Annotated in this window: 18 protein-coding genes; all 18 read right to left on the reverse strand. The window is 62.3% G+C overall.

Annotation, left to right across the window (positions count from 1 at the left end):
- Position 1: 1 nt before the first annotated feature.
- Entirely contained in the window at positions 2-775 is a 774-nt protein-coding gene (gene hisF, locus PQR40_RS22185) for an imidazole glycerol phosphate synthase subunit HisF (RefSeq protein ID WP_054036627.1), read from the reverse strand.
- A gap of 191 nt (positions 776-966) precedes the next feature.
- Positions 967-1,719: a 1-(5-phosphoribosyl)-5-[(5-phosphoribosylamino)methylideneamino]imidazole-4-carboxamide isomerase gene (gene hisA / locus PQR40_RS22190; RefSeq protein WP_408236004.1), complete on the reverse strand. Its 753-nt coding sequence runs from the start codon at positions 1,717-1,719 to the stop codon at positions 967-969.
- Between the two features lie 214 nt (positions 1,720-1,933).
- Positions 1,934-2,575: an imidazole glycerol phosphate synthase subunit HisH gene (hisH, locus tag PQR40_RS22195; protein ID WP_408236007.1), complete on the reverse strand. Its 642-nt coding sequence runs from the start codon at positions 2,573-2,575 to the stop codon at positions 1,934-1,936.
- Positions 2,572-3,192 carry a MarC family protein gene (locus PQR40_RS22200; RefSeq protein WP_325044358.1) on the reverse strand — a complete coding sequence of 207 codons (621 nt, stop codon included), beginning with the start codon at positions 3,190-3,192 and terminating at the stop codon, positions 2,572-2,574. Before PQR40_RS22200 ends, hisH begins: the two co-directional genes overlap by 4 nt.
- Positions 3,193-3,285: 93 nt before the next feature.
- Positions 3,286-3,873: an imidazoleglycerol-phosphate dehydratase HisB gene (gene hisB / locus PQR40_RS22205; RefSeq protein ID WP_408236010.1), complete on the reverse strand. Its 588-nt coding sequence runs from the start codon at positions 3,871-3,873 to the stop codon at positions 3,286-3,288.
- A gap of 113 nt (positions 3,874-3,986) precedes the next feature.
- Positions 3,987-5,057: a histidinol-phosphate transaminase gene (hisC, locus tag PQR40_RS22210; protein ID WP_408509884.1), complete on the reverse strand. Its 1,071-nt coding sequence runs from the start codon at positions 5,055-5,057 to the stop codon at positions 3,987-3,989.
- Between the two features lie 192 nt (positions 5,058-5,249).
- Positions 5,250-6,572 carry a histidinol dehydrogenase gene (gene hisD, locus PQR40_RS22215; protein ID WP_408236015.1) on the reverse strand — a complete coding sequence of 441 codons (1,323 nt, stop codon included), beginning with the start codon at positions 6,570-6,572 and terminating at the stop codon, positions 5,250-5,252.
- 61 nt (positions 6,573-6,633) lie between these two features.
- Entirely contained in the window at positions 6,634-7,332 is a 699-nt protein-coding gene (gene hisG, locus PQR40_RS22220; protein WP_408236018.1) for an ATP phosphoribosyltransferase, read from the reverse strand.
- Positions 7,329-8,591: a UDP-N-acetylglucosamine 1-carboxyvinyltransferase gene (gene murA, locus PQR40_RS22225; RefSeq protein WP_494471433.1), complete on the reverse strand. Its 1,263-nt coding sequence runs from the start codon at positions 8,589-8,591 to the stop codon at positions 7,329-7,331. The genes hisG and murA overlap by 4 nt, the downstream gene beginning before the upstream one ends.
- Before the next feature lie 111 nt (positions 8,592-8,702).
- Positions 8,703-8,942, reverse strand: a complete 240-nt coding sequence (locus PQR40_RS22230) for a BolA family protein (protein WP_006052280.1) — start codon at positions 8,940-8,942, stop codon at positions 8,703-8,705.
- Between the two features lie 15 nt (positions 8,943-8,957).
- A complete protein-coding gene (locus PQR40_RS22235; protein WP_325044364.1) occupies positions 8,958-9,722 on the reverse strand; it encodes an ABC transporter permease in 765 nt (254 codons plus the stop codon).
- On the reverse strand, positions 9,719-10,651 hold the full coding sequence (locus tag PQR40_RS22240) for an ABC transporter ATP-binding protein (protein ID WP_408236024.1): 933 nt from the start codon (positions 10,649-10,651) through the stop codon (positions 9,719-9,721). Before PQR40_RS22240 ends, PQR40_RS22235 begins: the two co-directional genes overlap by 4 nt.
- Before the next feature lie 170 nt (positions 10,652-10,821).
- Complete coding sequence (locus tag PQR40_RS22245; protein ID WP_408509885.1) at positions 10,822-11,115, reverse strand: STAS domain-containing protein; 294 nt, start codon at positions 11,113-11,115, stop codon at positions 10,822-10,824.
- Positions 11,112-11,744 (reverse strand): MlaC/ttg2D family ABC transporter substrate-binding protein, encoded by a 633-nt coding sequence (locus PQR40_RS22250; RefSeq protein WP_408236030.1) that lies wholly within the window; start codon positions 11,742-11,744, stop codon positions 11,112-11,114. Before PQR40_RS22250 ends, PQR40_RS22245 begins: the two co-directional genes overlap by 4 nt.
- 118 nt (positions 11,745-11,862) lie before the next feature.
- Positions 11,863-12,921, reverse strand: a complete 1,059-nt coding sequence (locus PQR40_RS22255; protein WP_408509886.1) for an MlaA family lipoprotein — start codon at positions 12,919-12,921, stop codon at positions 11,863-11,865.
- Positions 12,922-12,932: 11 nt separating this feature from the next.
- A complete protein-coding gene (gene mlaD, locus PQR40_RS22260; protein WP_408236036.1) occupies positions 12,933-13,496 on the reverse strand; it encodes an outer membrane lipid asymmetry maintenance protein MlaD in 564 nt (187 codons plus the stop codon).
- Positions 13,497-13,587: 91 nt separating this feature from the next.
- Entirely contained in the window at positions 13,588-14,355 is a 768-nt protein-coding gene (gene mlaE, locus PQR40_RS22265) for a lipid asymmetry maintenance ABC transporter permease subunit MlaE (protein ID WP_201079580.1), read from the reverse strand.
- Positions 14,352-15,173, reverse strand: coding sequence for an ABC transporter ATP-binding protein (locus PQR40_RS22270; protein WP_408216801.1), 822 nt, complete (start codon positions 15,171-15,173; stop codon positions 14,352-14,354). The genes mlaE and PQR40_RS22270 overlap by 4 nt, the downstream gene beginning before the upstream one ends.
- Positions 15,174-15,261 lie beyond the last annotated feature (88 nt).

The raw sequence follows: 15,261 nt of genomic DNA on the forward strand, positions 1-15,261 counted from the left end.
GTCACAACCTCACCGAAATGCCTTGATCGGCCATGAAGCGCTTGGCCTCGCCCACGGTGTGTTCGCCGTAGTGGAAGATACTGGCGGCCAGCACGGCGTCCGCGTGGCCGCTCTTGATCCCGTCGGCCAGATGCTGCAGCGAGCCGACGCCGCCCGAGGCGATCACCGGAATGGACACCGCATCGGACACCGCGCGCGTGAGCGCAAGATCGAAGCCGCTCTTGGTACCGTCGCGGTCCATGCTGGTCAGCAGGATTTCGCCCGCGCCCAGTTCGGCCATCTTGCGCGCCCATTCGACGGCTTCAAGGCCGGTGGCCTTGCGCCCGCCATGCGTGAAGACTTCCCAGCGCGGCGGTTCGCCGTCTGCAGACACGCGCTTCGCGTCGATGGCGACGACGATGCATTGCGAGCCGTATTTGTCCGTCGCATCGCGCACGAGTTGCGGATTCGCGACCGCCGACGAGTTCATGCTGATCTTGTCCGCGCCCGCGTTCAACAGCCGCCGCACGTCTTCAACAGCGCGCACGCCGCCGCCGACCGTCAGCGGAATGAACACCTGTGAGGCGACCGCTTCGATGATCGGCAGGATCAGATCGCGCTGGTCGGAAGTGGCGGTGATGTCGAGGAAGGTCAGTTCGTCGGCGCCCTGGTCGTCGTAGCGGCGCGCGATTTCGACCGGGTCGCCCGCATCGCGCAGTTCGACGAAGTTGACGCCCTTGACCACGCGTCCAGCCGTGACGTCGAGACAGGGGATGATGCGTTTAGCTAGAGCCATGATCTTGCAATTCTGCCAATACCGCTGATGAGGCCGCTCGCGTAAATCTTCAACGAGCGGCACAGTGCCGGCGCGGCGAGCCGCGTCAGGCCGCAAGCGGCTTGACGCGCTTTCAGGACGCGCCGTTGCGTCCGCTCTGAGTCCGCTGCTGGGTCGATTCTGAGTCGACCGCGACGCCTCGAGCTTGAGCCTTAAGCGTCGTCCGATTCGCGCAGCCGGTCCGCGAGGGTCTGCGCAGCCGTGAAGTCCAGATCGCCCGAGTAGATCGCCCGGCCGCAGATCACACCTTCGATGCCCTCGCCCTCGACTTCGCACAGCGACTCGATGTCCGCGAGGTTCGACAGCCCGCCGCTCGCGATCACCGGAATCTTCACCGCGCGCGCGAGCCGCACCGTCGCTTCGATGTTAATGCCTTGCAGCATGCCGTCGCGGCCGATGTCGGTGTAGATGATCGACTCGCAGCCGTAATCCTCGAACTTGCGCGCCAGATCAGCCACTTCGTGGCCGGTCAGCTTGCTCCAGCCGTCGGTGGCAACCTTGCCGTCTTTCGCATCCAGGCCGACGATGATATGGCCGCCGAAAGCCGTGCACGCATCCTGCAAAAAGCCCGGATTCTTCACCGCAGCCGTGCCGATGATGACGTACGACAAACCGTCGTCCAGATAACGCTCGATCGTGTTCAGGTCGCGGATACCACCGCCCAGCTGGACGGGAATCGCGCCGCCCACTTCCTCGATGATCGCGCGGATCGCGTCTTCGTTTTTCGGCTTGCCGGCGAACGCGCCGTTCAGGTCGACGAGGTGCAGACGCCGGGCGCCGCGGTCGACCCAATGTCGGGCCATCGCCGCCGGTTCCTCGGAAAATATCGTCACCTGGTCCATATCGCCCTGTTTGAGGCGTACACAGTGACCATCTTTCAGGTCGATGGCGGGAATCAGCAGCATAGCAATCGGGTGTTGTCTGGGAGGTGGTTGAAGGTCGGCGGCAGCGGCTGACAAACCAGCCCACCACAACGCCGTTTCGCTAGTTTAGTACAACTCTTTCGACGCCCTTGCGGAGCGCCGTATTGGAGTGAAATCGTCTTGCTGCGGTCATGGCGCACGGTCGACGCTCCACTTGTGGCGGAACGGCGCACGGCAACAGGATGAAGAAAGGCGCTCACGGGTTCCAGTGCACGAAGTTGCGATATACGCGCAGCCCCGCTTCGGCGCTCTTTTCCGGGTGGAATTGGGTCGCGAAGATGTTATCCCGCGCCACCGCCGAGGTAAAGGGCACACCGTACACCGTTTCGCCCGATGTATGGGCGGCGTTGTCCGGTACGACGTAATAGCTGTGCACGAAGTAGAAGAACGCGTTATCCGCGACGCCCTCCCACAGAGGATGCGGCTGGGCCTGACGCACGCGGTTCCAGCCCATTTGCGGGACCTTGAAGCGCGAGCCGTCGTCCTGCACCTGACCTTCCAGGTCGAAGCGCAACACCTTGCCGGGCAATAGGCCCAAACCGGGCGTGCTGCCCTCGGCGCTCCAGTCGAACAGCATCTGCTCGCCGACGCACACGCCCATCAGCGGCTTGGTGCGCGCGGCTTCAATGAGCGCTTCCTGCAAGCCGGATTCGGCCAGGCTGCGCATGCAGTCGGGCATCGCACCCTGGCCGGGCAGCACCACGCGGTCGGCCGAGCGGATTGCCTCGGGCTGGTCGACGATCGCCACGTCCGCCTCTGGCGCGGCGTGGCGCAATGCCTGAGCAACCGAGCGGAGGTTGCCCATTCCGTAATCCACAATCGCTATCGAAGTTTTCATTTCAAGTTAGGCAGCAATGCCTTCAATCCGTCGACGATGAATTCCACCGCCAGCGCCGATAACATCAAACCCATGAGCCGCGTACCGATATTGATACCTGTGCGACCTACCCAGCGAGCAATCGGTTCAGCGAGCCGCAGCGAAAAAAAACAGATGGCCGCCAGCACCGCGCCGATTGCGACAAGGCTCAGCCGGTCGTACCAATGCGTCGAGCCGGCGGCGTAGATGATCGTGGTGCTGATCGCGCCCGGGCCGGTCAACAGCGGGATCGCCAGCGGCACGACCGCGATATTGTCCTTCTGCTCGGCTTCATGGCGCTCTTCCGGCGTCGAACGGCTGTTGCCAATCTGCGCGTTCAGCATGTTGATCGCCATCAGCAGCATGATGATCCCACCACCCACTTCGAGCGACCCGACCGAAATGCCAAAGAAACTGATGATCTGCTGTCCGAGCAGCGTGGTCACCGCGATCACGCAGAACACCGAAATCGCCGCGATACGGATGGTTCTGCGCCGCTCTACGTCGCTCTGAAGCGCAGTGAGGCTCATGAAGAACGGGATGGCGCCGACCGGGTTGATCAGCGCCAGCAGCGAAATAAACGACTTCAGAATGTCCATCGCACACCGGGCACGCGCAAGCGGCCGGTCCTGGTTCTAATTCCGGTCAATGAGCCGGTCAATGAGCCGGTCAATAAGCGGGTAAATGAGCGCTTAAAGGCTGCCCTTGGTCGACGGAATCTGCCCCGCCGCGCGTTCGTCCAGTTCGACGGCCATGCGCAACGCACGCCCGAACGCCTTGAACACCGTTTCCATCTGATGATGGGCGTTCAGGCCGCGCAGGTTGTCGATATGCAGCGTGACGCCGGCGTGATTCACGAAGCCGCGGAAAAATTCGATGGAGAGATCGACGTCGAACGTACCGATACGCGCGCGCGTGAACGGCACATGGAATTCGAGGCCCGGACGGCCGGAAAAATCGATCACGACGCGCGACAGCGCTTCGTCGAGCGGTACGTAAGAATGGCCGTAGCGGCGGATGCCCTTGCGGTCGCCGATTGCCTTCGCAACGGCTTGGCCGAGCGTGATGCCGACGTCTTCAACCGTATGGTGGTCGTCGATTTCGAGGTCGCCATGCGCTTCGATGTCGAGATCGAACAATCCGTGCCGTGCGATCTGGTCGAGCATGTGATCAAGGAACGGCACACCGGTGGCCAGCTTCTGCTGACCGGTGCCGTCCAGATTGATCTTCACACGGATCTGCGTTTCGCTTGTGTTGCGAACGACTTCCGCAAGGCGCATGGTAATTCCTCGAATCTAGCTAGAAAGCGATAGTAGTGTGGGATGGGAACACGGCGGGCCGCGCGCGCTTGTCCGCTGGGCGGAAAAGCGCTCACGGCCATTCGGCACGCCGTTCAGTGCAACACGAGTTTCAGTCCGGCGATCAACTGGGCGTTTTCTTCGGGCGAACCGACCGTCAAACGCACGCAATTGACCAGCAATGGGTGCATTTTACTCACGTTTTTGATCAAAACCCGTGCTGCCAGCAGCGTTTCGAACATAACGGATGCATCCGGCACACGCACCAGCAGGAAGTTACCGGCGCTCGGGAACACTTCGGCACCCGACAATTGGGCCACCGCGTGCGCAAGTTTCGTGCGCTCTTCGCGCAGTTGCTGGGCCTGAGCGTCGAGCACGTCGACGTGGTCGAGCAGGAAATCGGCGGCGGCTTGCGTCAGCACATTGGTGTTGTAGGGCGGCCGCACCTTATCGAATTCGGTGAGCCAGGCGGGCTTACCGACCAGGTAACCGAGGCGGATGCCGGCCAGACCGAGCTTGGACACGGTACGCATCACAACGACGTTGTCGAACGCATCGGCGCGCGGCAGCCAGCTTTGCTGGGCAAACGGCTGATACGCCTCGTCGATCACCACGAGGCTTTGGTTCGCCGCGGCGATGATGCGCTCCATGTCCGCGTCGTCGTACAACGTGCCGGTCGGGTTGTTCGGATAGGCCAGATAGACGATCGCCGGTTCATGCTCGGCAATCGCCGCCAGCATCGCTTCGGTGTCGAGCGTGAAATCGGGCTTCAGCGGCACGCCGATGAATTCCAGATTCGCGAGCTTCGCCGACATCTGATACATCACGAAACCCGGGACCGGCGCGAGCACCTTGGCGCCCGGCTTCGCGCACGCCACGGACACCATGCTGATGATTTCATCCGAGCCGTTGCCGAGCAGCACGTCACAACCCGTGGGCACGGCCATCACGCGCTTGATCTTTTCGATCAGCGCTTCCGGGCGCGGCGCGGGGTAACGGTTTAGCGCGACGCCGGCCAGGTGCTCCCCCAGATGCGCGGCGAGCACCGGCGGCAACGGAAACGGATTTTCCATCGCGTCAAGCTTGATATAACCCGTAGCGTCCGGAACCGGATAGCTCGTCATCGCGAGCACGTCGCGGCGGATGATGTCTTGAGGTGTCGTCATAAGTCAGCGGACCGGGCCGCAAGGGAGAATCCGGCCTGGCACCGGCGGCACGCCGGCCGTTCCAGGTTGGTCTGTATTGTCGTTATTTAACGGGGAAACGCGCGAAATCCGTCGGTGAGGTTCGCGGGCGTCAGTTCGCGCCCGCTTGCTCCATCATCGGATTCGCCGCATTCAGGCGCTTGTGCCTCACCTTCAGCCGTTCTGACGCATCCGGTATTCGGCGCTGCGGGCATGCGCCTGCAGGCCTTCGCCGTAGGCGAGTTCAGCGGCGATCTCGCCGAGCGTCTGCGCGCCTTCCGCACTGACTTCGATCACGCTTGAACGCTTGAAGAAATCATAGACGCCCAAAGGTGACGAGAACCGTGCGGTACGAGACGTAGGCAACACGTGGTTCGGGCCCGCGCAGTAGTCGCCGAGGCTTTCGCTGGTGTAGCGGCCGAGGAAGATCGCACCGGCATGGCGGATCAGCTGACCCCATTGATGCGGTTCCAGCGCGGAGATTTCGAGGTGTTCCGGCGCGATGTCGTTGGCGATCGAGCAGGCTTCAGCCATATCGCGCACCTTGATCAGCGCACCGCGTCCTTCGAGCGATGCGCGGATCACGTCCTGACGCGGCATGGTCGGAAGCAACTCGTTGATCGCGTCGCGCACGCGGGCGATGAATGCATCGTCCGGGCACAGCAGGATGGATTGCGCGAGCTCGTCGTGCTCGGCTTGCGAGAACAGGTCCATCGCGATCCAGCGCGGGTCGGTCGTGCCGTCGCACAGCACGAGAATTTCCGACGGCCCGGCGATCATGTCGATCCCAACGGTGCCGAACACGCGGCGCTTGGCCGACGCGACATAAGCGTTGCCCGGGCCGCAGATCTTGTCGACCGCGGGCACCGTTTCCGTGCCATAGGCCAATGCGCCCACTGCCTGCGCGCCGCCGATCGTGAACACGCGATCCACGCCGCCCAGCAATGCAGCCGCCAACACCAGCGGATTCTTCACGCCATCCGGCGTAGGCACGACCATGACGATTTCGCGTACACCGGCCACGCGTGCCGGAATCGCGTTCATCAGTACCGACGACGGATACGCCGCCTTGCCGCCCGGCACATAGATACCCGCGCGATCGAGCGGTGTGACCTTCTGGCCGAGCACGGTGCCGTCGGCCTCCGTGTATTGCCAGCTATGGCTGCCGCATTCGATCTTCTGCTTCTCGTGGTAACCGCGCACGCGCGCCGCCGCCGCTTCGAGCGCCGCACGGCGCTTCGGCTCCAGGCCTTCGAGCGCCGCTTCGAGTTCGGACATCGGCAACTCGAGCGCCCCGACGCTCTTCGCCTCGACACGGTCAAAGCGGCCCGTGTACTCGAGCACCGCAGCGTCACCGCGTGTCTTCACGTCGTTCAGAATCTGCGCGACCGAGCGCTCGATTGCTTCGTCTTCGCTCGCCTCGAACGCGAGCACCGCGTGCAGCGACTTTTGAAAGTCGGGTGCGCTGGAATCGAGTTTGCGAATCTTGATAGACATACGGGTATCCGTTTCGGTAAGGCGCGCGTTAAAAGTTTGACCACGCGCGCGGTCAAACTATTCAGACTGCCGCAGTGCCGGCCTTCGACGCGCGTTCGAATGCATCGAGAATCGGCCGCAGCGCGGCGCGCTTAAGCTTCAGCGCCGCCTGGTTCACAACGAGGCGCGACGAAATCTGCATGATCTCCTCCACCTCGACAAGATTGTTGGCACGCAGGGTATTGCCCGAACTCACCAGGTCGACGATCGCATCGGCGAGGCCAACCAGCGGCGCCAGTTCCATCGAACCGTATAGCTTGATCAGGTCGACGTGCACGCCCTTGGCGGCAAAGTGCTCACGTGCGGTTTCAACGTACTTGGTCGCCACGCGCAGGCGTGCGCCTTGGCGCACCGCATTCGCGTAGTCGAAACCGGCTGCCACTGCGACCGACATCCGGCAACGCGCGATATCCAGGTCGACCGGCTGATACAGCCCGCTGCCGCCGTGCTCGAGCAGCACGTCCTTGCCGGCCACGCCGAAGTCGGCGGCGCCGTATTCGACGTAGGTCGGCACGTCCGTGGCGCGCACGATGATCACACGCACGTTCGCGTCCGTAGTGGGCAGGATCAGCTTGCGCGAAGTTTCCGGATCTTCGGCAACTTCAATGCCGGCCGCGGCGAGTAGCGGCAACGTCTCTTCGAAGATACGCCCTTTCGACAATGCCAGCGTAAGGGGTGCACTCACGGCCGGCGAAGACGACGTTTGCGGCATCGAACTCATGCCTGGCTCCCGGCGATGCGGCGCACCCTGGCGCCAATGGCGTTGAGCTTGGTCTCCATCCGGTCGTAACCACGATCCAGGTGATAGATACGGTCGATCAGCGTTTCGCCTTCGGCGCGCAACGCGGCGATCACCAGGCTTGCCGAGGCACGCAGATCGGTCGCCATCACCTTCGCACCGGAGAGCTTGTCGACGCCGGTCACGAGCGCGGTGTTGCCGTCGATCGTGATATTCGCGCCGAGGCGGTTCAATTCCTGCACGTGCATGAAGCGGTTCTCGAAGATCGTCTCGACGGCTTGCGAGGTGCCGTCCGCGATCGTATTGAGCGCCATGAACTGCGCCTGCATGTCGGTCGGGAACGCCGGATATTCAGACGTGCGGAAGCTGACGGCGCTCGGACGTTTGTCCATACGCACGCGCATCCAGTCGTCGCCCTCTTCGACCGTGACGCCGGCTTCACGCAGCTTTTCGGTGACGGCCTCAAGGATCAGCGGGCGCACGCGACGCAGCGTGACGTCACCGCCCGCAGCCGCGACTGCGCACAGGAACGTGCCGGCTTCAATGCGGTCCGGGATCACCGTGTGCTTCGCGCCATGCAGCTTGTCGACGCCCTGGATCACCAGGCGATCCGTGCCGATACCTTCGATCTTTGCGCCCATCGAGACCAGCAGATGCGCGAGGTCGCCGACTTCCGGCTCACGCGCCGCGTTCTCGATAACCGTTTCACCTTCGGCCAGCACCGCCGCCATCAGCAGGTTTTCGGTGCCCGTCACGGTAATCATGTCGGTCACGATGCGTGCGCCCTTCAGACGCGTAGCACGCGCTTCGATGAAGCCATGCTCGATCGTGATCTCGGCGCCCATGGCCTGCAGACCCTTGATGTGCTGATCTACGGGGCGTGCACCGATTGCGCAGCCGCCCGGCAGCGACACCCTGGCATGACCAAAGCGCGCGACCAGCGGACCCAGCACCAGGATCGACGCACGCATGGTCTTCACCATCTCGTACGGTGCGACGAGGTTGTCGACCTTCGAGGCATCCAGAGACACGCGCCCCTCACCGCTCTCGATGCGCACGCCCATCTGGCCAAGCAGCTTGAGCATCGTGCGCACGTCCTGCAAGTCGGGCACGTTTTCCAGATCGACCGGTTCCGCGCTGAGCAGACTCGCGCACAGGATCGGCAACGCCGCGTTCTTCGCACCTGAGACGACGACCTCACCCGACAACGGGTAGCCACCTTCAATGACGAGTTTATCCATGCCTGTCAGTTCCTGATTGACCCGGGCTTCAGACGGGTCTGCTTTGACTGTGTTCGACGCGCCGCTACCGGCGTCGCGCCTTTCTTGAGTAATTCGCACTAAATTTCCAGATTACGCGTTCTGCCATTCGGCGGGCGTCAGCGTTTTCATGCTGAGCGCGTGGATTTCTTCGCGCATGCGGTCGCCAAGCGCCGCGTACACGAGTTGATGGCGCTGGATCAGACGCTTGCCTTCGAAGCTCGGCGAAACGATCGTCGCAAAGAAATGCTGACCGTCGCCCTCGACTTCGAGATGCTGGCAAGCGAGCCCAGCCGCGATGTATTGCTTGACCTGTTCGGGAGTCGGCAACATGAGAGAAGCTCCTGATCAGTGGCGCAGTTTGTAGCCGGAGGCGAGCATGCGCATCGCCACCACGGCCAGCACCACAAAGAAACCGGCAACGATCGCGAGGCTCACGAGCGGATTGATATCCGACATCCCGAAGAAACCGTAGCGAAAGCCGTCGATCATGTAGAAAAAGGGATTGAGCCGCGACACTTCGCGCCACACCGGTGGCAACGTATGCGTCGAGTAGAACACGCCCGAGAGGAACGTGAGCGGCATAATCAGAAAGTTTTGAAATGCGGCAAGCTGATCGAACTTTTCGGCCCAGATGCCGGCGATCAAACCGAGCGTGCCGAGGATCGCCGCGCCGAAAATCGCGAACGCGATAATGTAGAGCGGCGCGCTAAAACTGACCGGCACGAACCAGATCGTCACGATGAACACGCCGAAACCGACCGCCAACCCGCGCGCCACGGCGGCGAGCACATACGCACCGAACATCTCGTAGTGCGACAACGGCGGCAGCAGCACGAACACCAGGTTGCCGGTGATCTTCGACTGGATCAGCGAGGACGAGCTATTCGCAAACGAGTTCTGCAACACGCTCATCATCACGAGGCCAGGAATCAGGAAACTCGTGTACTCCACGCCCGGATAGACCTGAACGTGACCGCGCAACGCGTGGCCGAAAATCGTCAGATACAGCAGCGCGGTGATGACCGGCGCCAGCACGGTCTGGAACGACACCTTCCAGAAACGCAGGATTTCTTTGTAAAACAGCGTGCTGAAACCACCATAGCCGCTCATGCAAGCCCCTCGATCACTTCCGGACCGTTCATCACCTGAACGAACACATCTTCGAGATCAGCTTTGCGGACCTCGATTTCTTCGAATGTACAACCCGCTGCGCGGCACTGCGCGAGAATCCGCTCAACGTCGTCGTAGCTCGCGAGCCGCAGGAGATGCTGGCGGCCGTTGCCATTGCCCGGGCCGCTTTCTACTTCGAGCGGCCGCAGCTCGGCCGGCAGCGCGCCTTGCGTGAAGCGCAGGAACAGTTGCATGCCGGCAAAACGCTGCAGCAGCGTGCTGGTGCGCTCAAGCGCGACGACCTCGCCGCGCCGCAACATCGCGATTCGGTCGCACAGCGATTCGGCTTCTTCCAGATAGTGCGTGGTCAGCACGATCGTGTGCCCCTCGCGATTCAGGCGCGAGATGAATTTCCACAAGGTTTGACGCAACTCGACGTCGACGCCCGCAGTCGGCTCATCCAGCACGATCACCGGCGGCCGGTGCACCAGCGCCTGCGCCACGAGCACGCGGCGCTTCATGCCGCCCGACAGCGCGCGCATGTTGGCGTCGGCTTTGTCGGTGAGATCGAGATTGGCCATGATCTCGTCGATCCACGCGTCGTTATTGCGCAGCCCGTAGTAGCCGGACTGGATGCGCAAGGTTTCGCGCACGGTGAAGAACGGATCGAACACGAGCTCCTGTGGCACTACGCCGAGCGCCCGGCGTGCGTCGCGGAAATCGCTGACTACGTCGTGCCCGCGCACCGCGATGCTGCCTTCATCGGCGCGCGCGAGACCGGCGAGTATGCTGATGAGCGTCGTCTTGCCCGCGCCGTTCGGACCGAGCAGTCCGAAGAACTCGCCTTCTTCCACCGTGAGGCTCACGCCCTTGAGCGCTTGCAAATCTTTGTAGCGCTTCTTGACGTTACGAATTTCTATGGCTGACATGACTGTGGGCCGCGTGCGGCGCGGCGCCTAAAGGAGCCCTGAGGGGGCGCAAAAGTACTGGAAGGGACGAAATTGGGGCCGGTTAAATGCCCCAAAAAACGTTTGATTATAGGGCAAAAATCGGCAGCCCCGACTCAGCCGGGGGGATTGGAAGTGACGCTATTGGAGCGTCAATGTCGCACCGGGAGGAGGGTGTCGACGCCGTAGGCTTGTGCGAGGCTGGCGAGACCAGCCGGCAGGTTGACGATCTCGAACGCGATGCCGCGTGCCTGCGCGGCACGCTCCCACGCGAGCAGGATGGCAAGCGCGGACGAATCGAATTGCGCGAGCGGCGCGCAATCTACACCCTTCGCGCCCGCAGCGATGCGCTGCAAGCCCGCCTCGAGCGCGGCTTTCGCGCTCTCGTGGGTCAGTGTCGTGCCGCTTTCGAAGCGGCTTACGACGGCGTTCAGCACTTCGCTCACGACTGCTTGCCCGAGGCGAGTTGCTGGTTACGCTGCGTGAGGAACTGAATCAGTCCGTCAACACCCTTCTGCTGGATCTGCTCGTTGAACTGTTGCTGATACGCCTGGATCAGCCATGCGCCGAGCACGTTGATGTCATATACGCGCCAGCCTTGCGGGGTCTTGTACAGACGGTAGTCGAGTTCGATCGGCGAGCCGTTGTTCATCACCACCGAGCGCACCACGGTATCGGTGTCGTCCGGATTCATGCGGAACGGCTTGTACTGGATCTGCTGGTCGCGTACTTGCGCGAGCGCACCCGAATACGTGCGGATCAGCAGCATCTTGAACTGATCGACCACCTGGTTCTGCTGCTCAGGCGTCGCAGTGCGCCAGTTGCGGCCCATCGCCAGTTGCGTGGTGCGGCGGAAATCCGTGTACGGCAGGATTTTTTCGTTGACGAGCTGGGTGATGTGCGAAATATCGCCTTGCTGGATCGATTTGTCGGCGCGCACCGCGTCGATCACCTGCTGCGTGACCGTCTTGATCAGGCCGTCCGGCGAATTGGAATCGACCGTTTGTGCCGATGCACCGGCACTCGTGAAAGAAAACAACGCAGCGAACAACGGAATCAGGAATAGTTTTTTCATATCGAACCTTGCTTGCCTTAGAAATAGTGCACCCGTTTGAGCCGACATTAGCACGCGAGTTCAGCAGCAATCCATGCGCAAACTGCGAGAGTCGTATCGATCTGTTACGGCCACACGATCAACGCAATTTGAATGACGGGAAGTTGAAACGCGTTGGCGGCACCAGTTGACCGGCCGGGATCTGTGTCGTTTCCGGACCGCCGTTCAGGTCGAGCGGCGGCGTTTCAGAGCTGCCGGAGGCGGCTTCAGGTGCAGCCGCTGTGCCGGTCGCGCCCGTGGTTGCTCCAGTTGCCGAAGCAGCTTGCGGCGGTGTCGCCGCTGCCGTACCCGAGGCAGCCGCCGCCTTCGCAGCAGCACCTTGCGTGCCTGCCGCGCCGGTCGTAGCGCCTGCCGGCGCAGCAGCCGCGCCGCCATCGACGTCGTCGTACTTCGGCAATGGTGCTTCGTCGCCGTAGTTCGGCAGCGCCTGCGATTGCTTACCGTCCGACAGCAAATACTGGCGGCGTTGCAGATACGCGTTACGCACGAACGAGTACTTGTCGAGCGCGGCGCCTTCCAGCAAGCCGCTCGCGCTCAGCAGGTTCGCGCGCGTGTTGACCACGTTCAGACCATACAGCGCCCAGCTCAGACCGTCCGGATGAATGTAGCTGAGCGGATTCACATAGTAGTTGCCAATCGAGCCGACCGCGTCGCGCAACGTGCTCGGCCCAAACAGCGGCAGCACGAGGTACGGACCCGCCGGCACGCCGTAGTGACCGAGCGTGAGACCGAGGTCGTTGTCGTGCTTGGGCAATTTGGCGAGCGTCGCCACGTCGAACAGACCGCCGACACCGAACACTGTATTGATCACGATCCGCATGATGTCTTCGACGCCATCCGTGATCTTCAACTGCAGCAGGTTGTTCGCCGCGATGTAGACGTCGCCGATGTTCGAGAAGAAGTTAGTGACGCTGTCGCGCACCGGTTGCGGCGTCGCCCAGACATAGCCCTGCGCGACTGGCTTCAGCGCGTACTGGTCGAGCTTGTCGTTGACGGTGAAGATCGTGCGGTTCAAGCCCTCGAGCGGATCGCCCTTGGTCGGCGTCTGCACGGTCGTGCAGCCGACGAGCGTAGCGACCGCGAGCGCGAACGTCGCTATCTGGACGGTGCGCACACCCCTTATGCGTATGGTCTGCATTTTTATTCTCCTTATTGACCGGCCGCGCCAGAGGCGGGCAGAGTCGGCGCCGCCGGCGCGGGCGCCGTGGCGGAGGCGGCCGCAGGTGCGGCCGAACCCGCGCCCGGCTTGGATGCGCCCGAGTCCGCGGCCTTGCTATACAGGAATTGTCCGATCAGGTTTTCGAGCACGATCGCCGATTGTGTCATCGAAATTGTGTCACCCGCTTTAAGCATCTCGCTGTCGCCACCAGGTTCGAGCCCGATGTATTGCTCGCCGAGCAGACCCGAAGTCAGGATCTTCGCCGAAGTGTCTTTCGGAAACGGGTATTGCTTGTCGATATCGATCGTGACGACAGCTTGATACGCATTGCTGTCAAAGCCGATCGAGGCAACCCGGCCGACCGTCACGCCCGCGCTCTTCACCGGTGCGCGCGCCTTCAGTCCGCCGATATTGTCGAACTTGAGCTTGACCGGGTACGTTGCCTGAAACGACAACGAGCTCATGTTGCCGGCCTTCAGCGCGAGAAACAGCAACGCCACGAAACCCAACACCACGAACAGGCCGACCCAGAAGTCGAGAGCAGTCTTTTTCATCGTCATCCCAAAGTGAATCCGCCACGCTGCTTCCATTCCCGTCACGCGCAATCCGAGGTGCGCCCGCTGAGCGGAAACGTGCAACGCAGTTTTAGCTGAACATCAGTGCTGTTAGCAGAAAGTCGAGGCCGAGCACCGCAAGCGACGCGTACACGACCGTCTTGGTCGTGGCGCGCGACACGCCTTCCGGCGTCGGCTTGGCTTCATAGCCCTGAAACAGCGCCACGAAGGTCACCGCGAGGCCGAACACCACGCTCTTGATGACCCCGGCGCCGACATCGCGCCAGACATCGACGCCGCCTTGCATCTGCGACCAGAACGCGCCGGAGTCGACGCCGATCAGCAGCACACCCACTACATAACCACCGAACACGCCGACCGCACTGAAAATCGCGGCCAGAATTGGCATGGAAATGATGCCCGCCCACAGGCGCGGCGCGACCACGACCTTGACCGGGTCCACCGCCATCATTTCCATCGCGGTGAGTTGCTCACCCGCCTTCATCAAACCGATTTCGGCCGTCAGCGACGTGCCGGCGCGGCCCGCGAACAACAGCGCGGTCACCACCGGCCCAAGTTCGCGCACGAGAGAAAGCGCGACGAGCAGCCCCAATGCCTGCTCGGAACCGTAGCGATTCAGCGTGTAATAACCCTGCAGGCCGAGCACGAAGCCGACGAACAGCCCCGAAACAGCAATGATCACCAGCGAATAATTACCCACGAAGTGGATCTGCTTCGTGACAAGGCGCGGCCGGCGCAGCAGCGGGAAAAATTCGAGCAGCAGCCGGAAGAAAAACCGCGTGGCGTAGCCGGCCGTGCCCAGCCCACCGATCACCGAGCGACCAAGCGCACTGATCATGACTGACCTCCGCCGATGCCGAAGTCCGCCGCGAGCGGCGTCTGGCTGGGATAGTGGAACTTGAACGGACCGTCCGGCGCGCCGTCGATGAACTGGCGCACCGTAGCATCGGTCGACGCGCGCAACTCAGCCGGCGTACCTTCGGCATGCACCCCGCCGTTGGCGAGAAAATAGACGTAATCGGCAATCGCGAACGATTCCGGCACGTCGTGCGTGACCAGGATCGACGTTGCGCCAAGTGCCTGATTCAGCGCGCGAATCAGGTTCGCGGTGATGCCAAGCGAGATCGGATCGAGGCCGGCGAACGGCTCGTCGTACATCATCAGCTCGGGGTCGAGCGCAATCGCGCGGGCCAGCGCTACACGCCGCGCCATGCCGCCCGAAATCTCCGACGGCGCCAGGTCACGCGCGCCGCGCAAGCCGACCGCATTGAGCTTCATCAACACGAGGTCGCGAATCAGTTCTTCGGGGAGGTCGGTGTGCTCACGCAGGGCAAAAGCGACGTTTTCGAACACCGACATATCGGTGAACAACGCACCGAACTGGAACAGCATGCCCATCTTGCGGCGCAGCGCGTACAGGCCGTCGCGGGTTTGCGCGCCGATGTCCTGGCCCTGGAACAGGATCTGGCCGCGCTGGGCACGCACCAGACCGCCAATCAGACGCAGCACCGTGGTCTTGCCGCAACCCGAGCCGCCCATAACCGCGACGACCTGGCCGCGCTTGAAGCGCAGATTCAGGTTCGACAGGACGAGCCGGTCGCCATAACCGAAGTCGACGTCGCGCAGCTCGAGTAAGGTCTCGGGGGAGGAAGACACGAAACTGACAGTCCTTTTACACGGAAGGCCGAATTATAGGGCCATCATGGAAATGCTGCCGTGAGGTGCCCTGTCCCTTTACGGAACT

Source organism: Paraburkholderia sediminicola, assembly GCF_046026855.1.
Taxonomy (GTDB): Bacteria; Pseudomonadota; Gammaproteobacteria; order Burkholderiales; family Burkholderiaceae; genus Paraburkholderia; species Paraburkholderia sediminicola_A.

Coding starts and splice junctions, on each gene's coding strand:
- hisF (WP_054036627.1), bottom strand. CDS start 775: ATGGCTCTAGCTAAACGCATCATCCCCTGTCTCGACGTCACGGCTGGA.
- hisA (WP_408236004.1), bottom strand. CDS start 1,719: ATGCTGCTGATTCCCGCCATCGACCTGAAAGATGGTCACTGTGTACGC.
- hisH (WP_408236007.1), bottom strand. CDS start 2,575: ATGAAAACTTCGATAGCGATTGTGGATTACGGAATGGGCAACCTCCGC.
- PQR40_RS22200 (WP_325044358.1), bottom strand. CDS start 3,192: ATGGACATTCTGAAGTCGTTTATTTCGCTGCTGGCGCTGATCAACCCG.
- hisB (WP_408236010.1), bottom strand. CDS start 3,873: ATGCGCCTTGCGGAAGTCGTTCGCAACACAAGCGAAACGCAGATCCGT.
- hisC (WP_408509884.1), bottom strand. CDS start 5,057: ATGACGACACCTCAAGACATCATCCGCCGCGACGTGCTCGCGATGACG.
- hisD (WP_408236015.1), bottom strand. CDS start 6,572: ATGTCTATCAAGATTCGCAAACTCGATTCCAGCGCACCCGACTTTCAA.
- hisG (WP_408236018.1), bottom strand. CDS start 7,332: ATGAGTTCGATGCCGCAAACGTCGTCTTCGCCGGCCGTGAGTGCACCC.
- murA (WP_494471433.1), bottom strand. CDS start 8,591: ATGGATAAACTCGTCATTGAAGGTGGCTACCCGTTGTCGGGTGAGGTC.
- PQR40_RS22230 (WP_006052280.1), bottom strand. CDS start 8,942: ATGTTGCCGACTCCCGAACAGGTCAAGCAATACATCGCGGCTGGGCTC.
- PQR40_RS22235 (WP_325044364.1), bottom strand. CDS start 9,722: ATGAGCGGCTATGGTGGTTTCAGCACGCTGTTTTACAAAGAAATCCTG.
- PQR40_RS22240 (WP_408236024.1), bottom strand. CDS start 10,651: ATGTCAGCCATAGAAATTCGTAACGTCAAGAAGCGCTACAAAGATTTG.
- PQR40_RS22250 (WP_408236030.1), bottom strand. CDS start 11,744: ATGAAAAAACTATTCCTGATTCCGTTGTTCGCTGCGTTGTTTTCTTTC.
- PQR40_RS22255 (WP_408509886.1), bottom strand. CDS start 12,921: ATGCAGACCATACGCATAAGGGGTGTGCGCACCGTCCAGATAGCGACG.
- mlaD (WP_408236036.1), bottom strand. CDS start 13,496: ATGAAAAAGACTGCTCTCGACTTCTGGGTCGGCCTGTTCGTGGTGTTG.
- mlaE (WP_201079580.1), bottom strand. CDS start 14,355: ATGATCAGTGCGCTTGGTCGCTCGGTGATCGGTGGGCTGGGCACGGCC.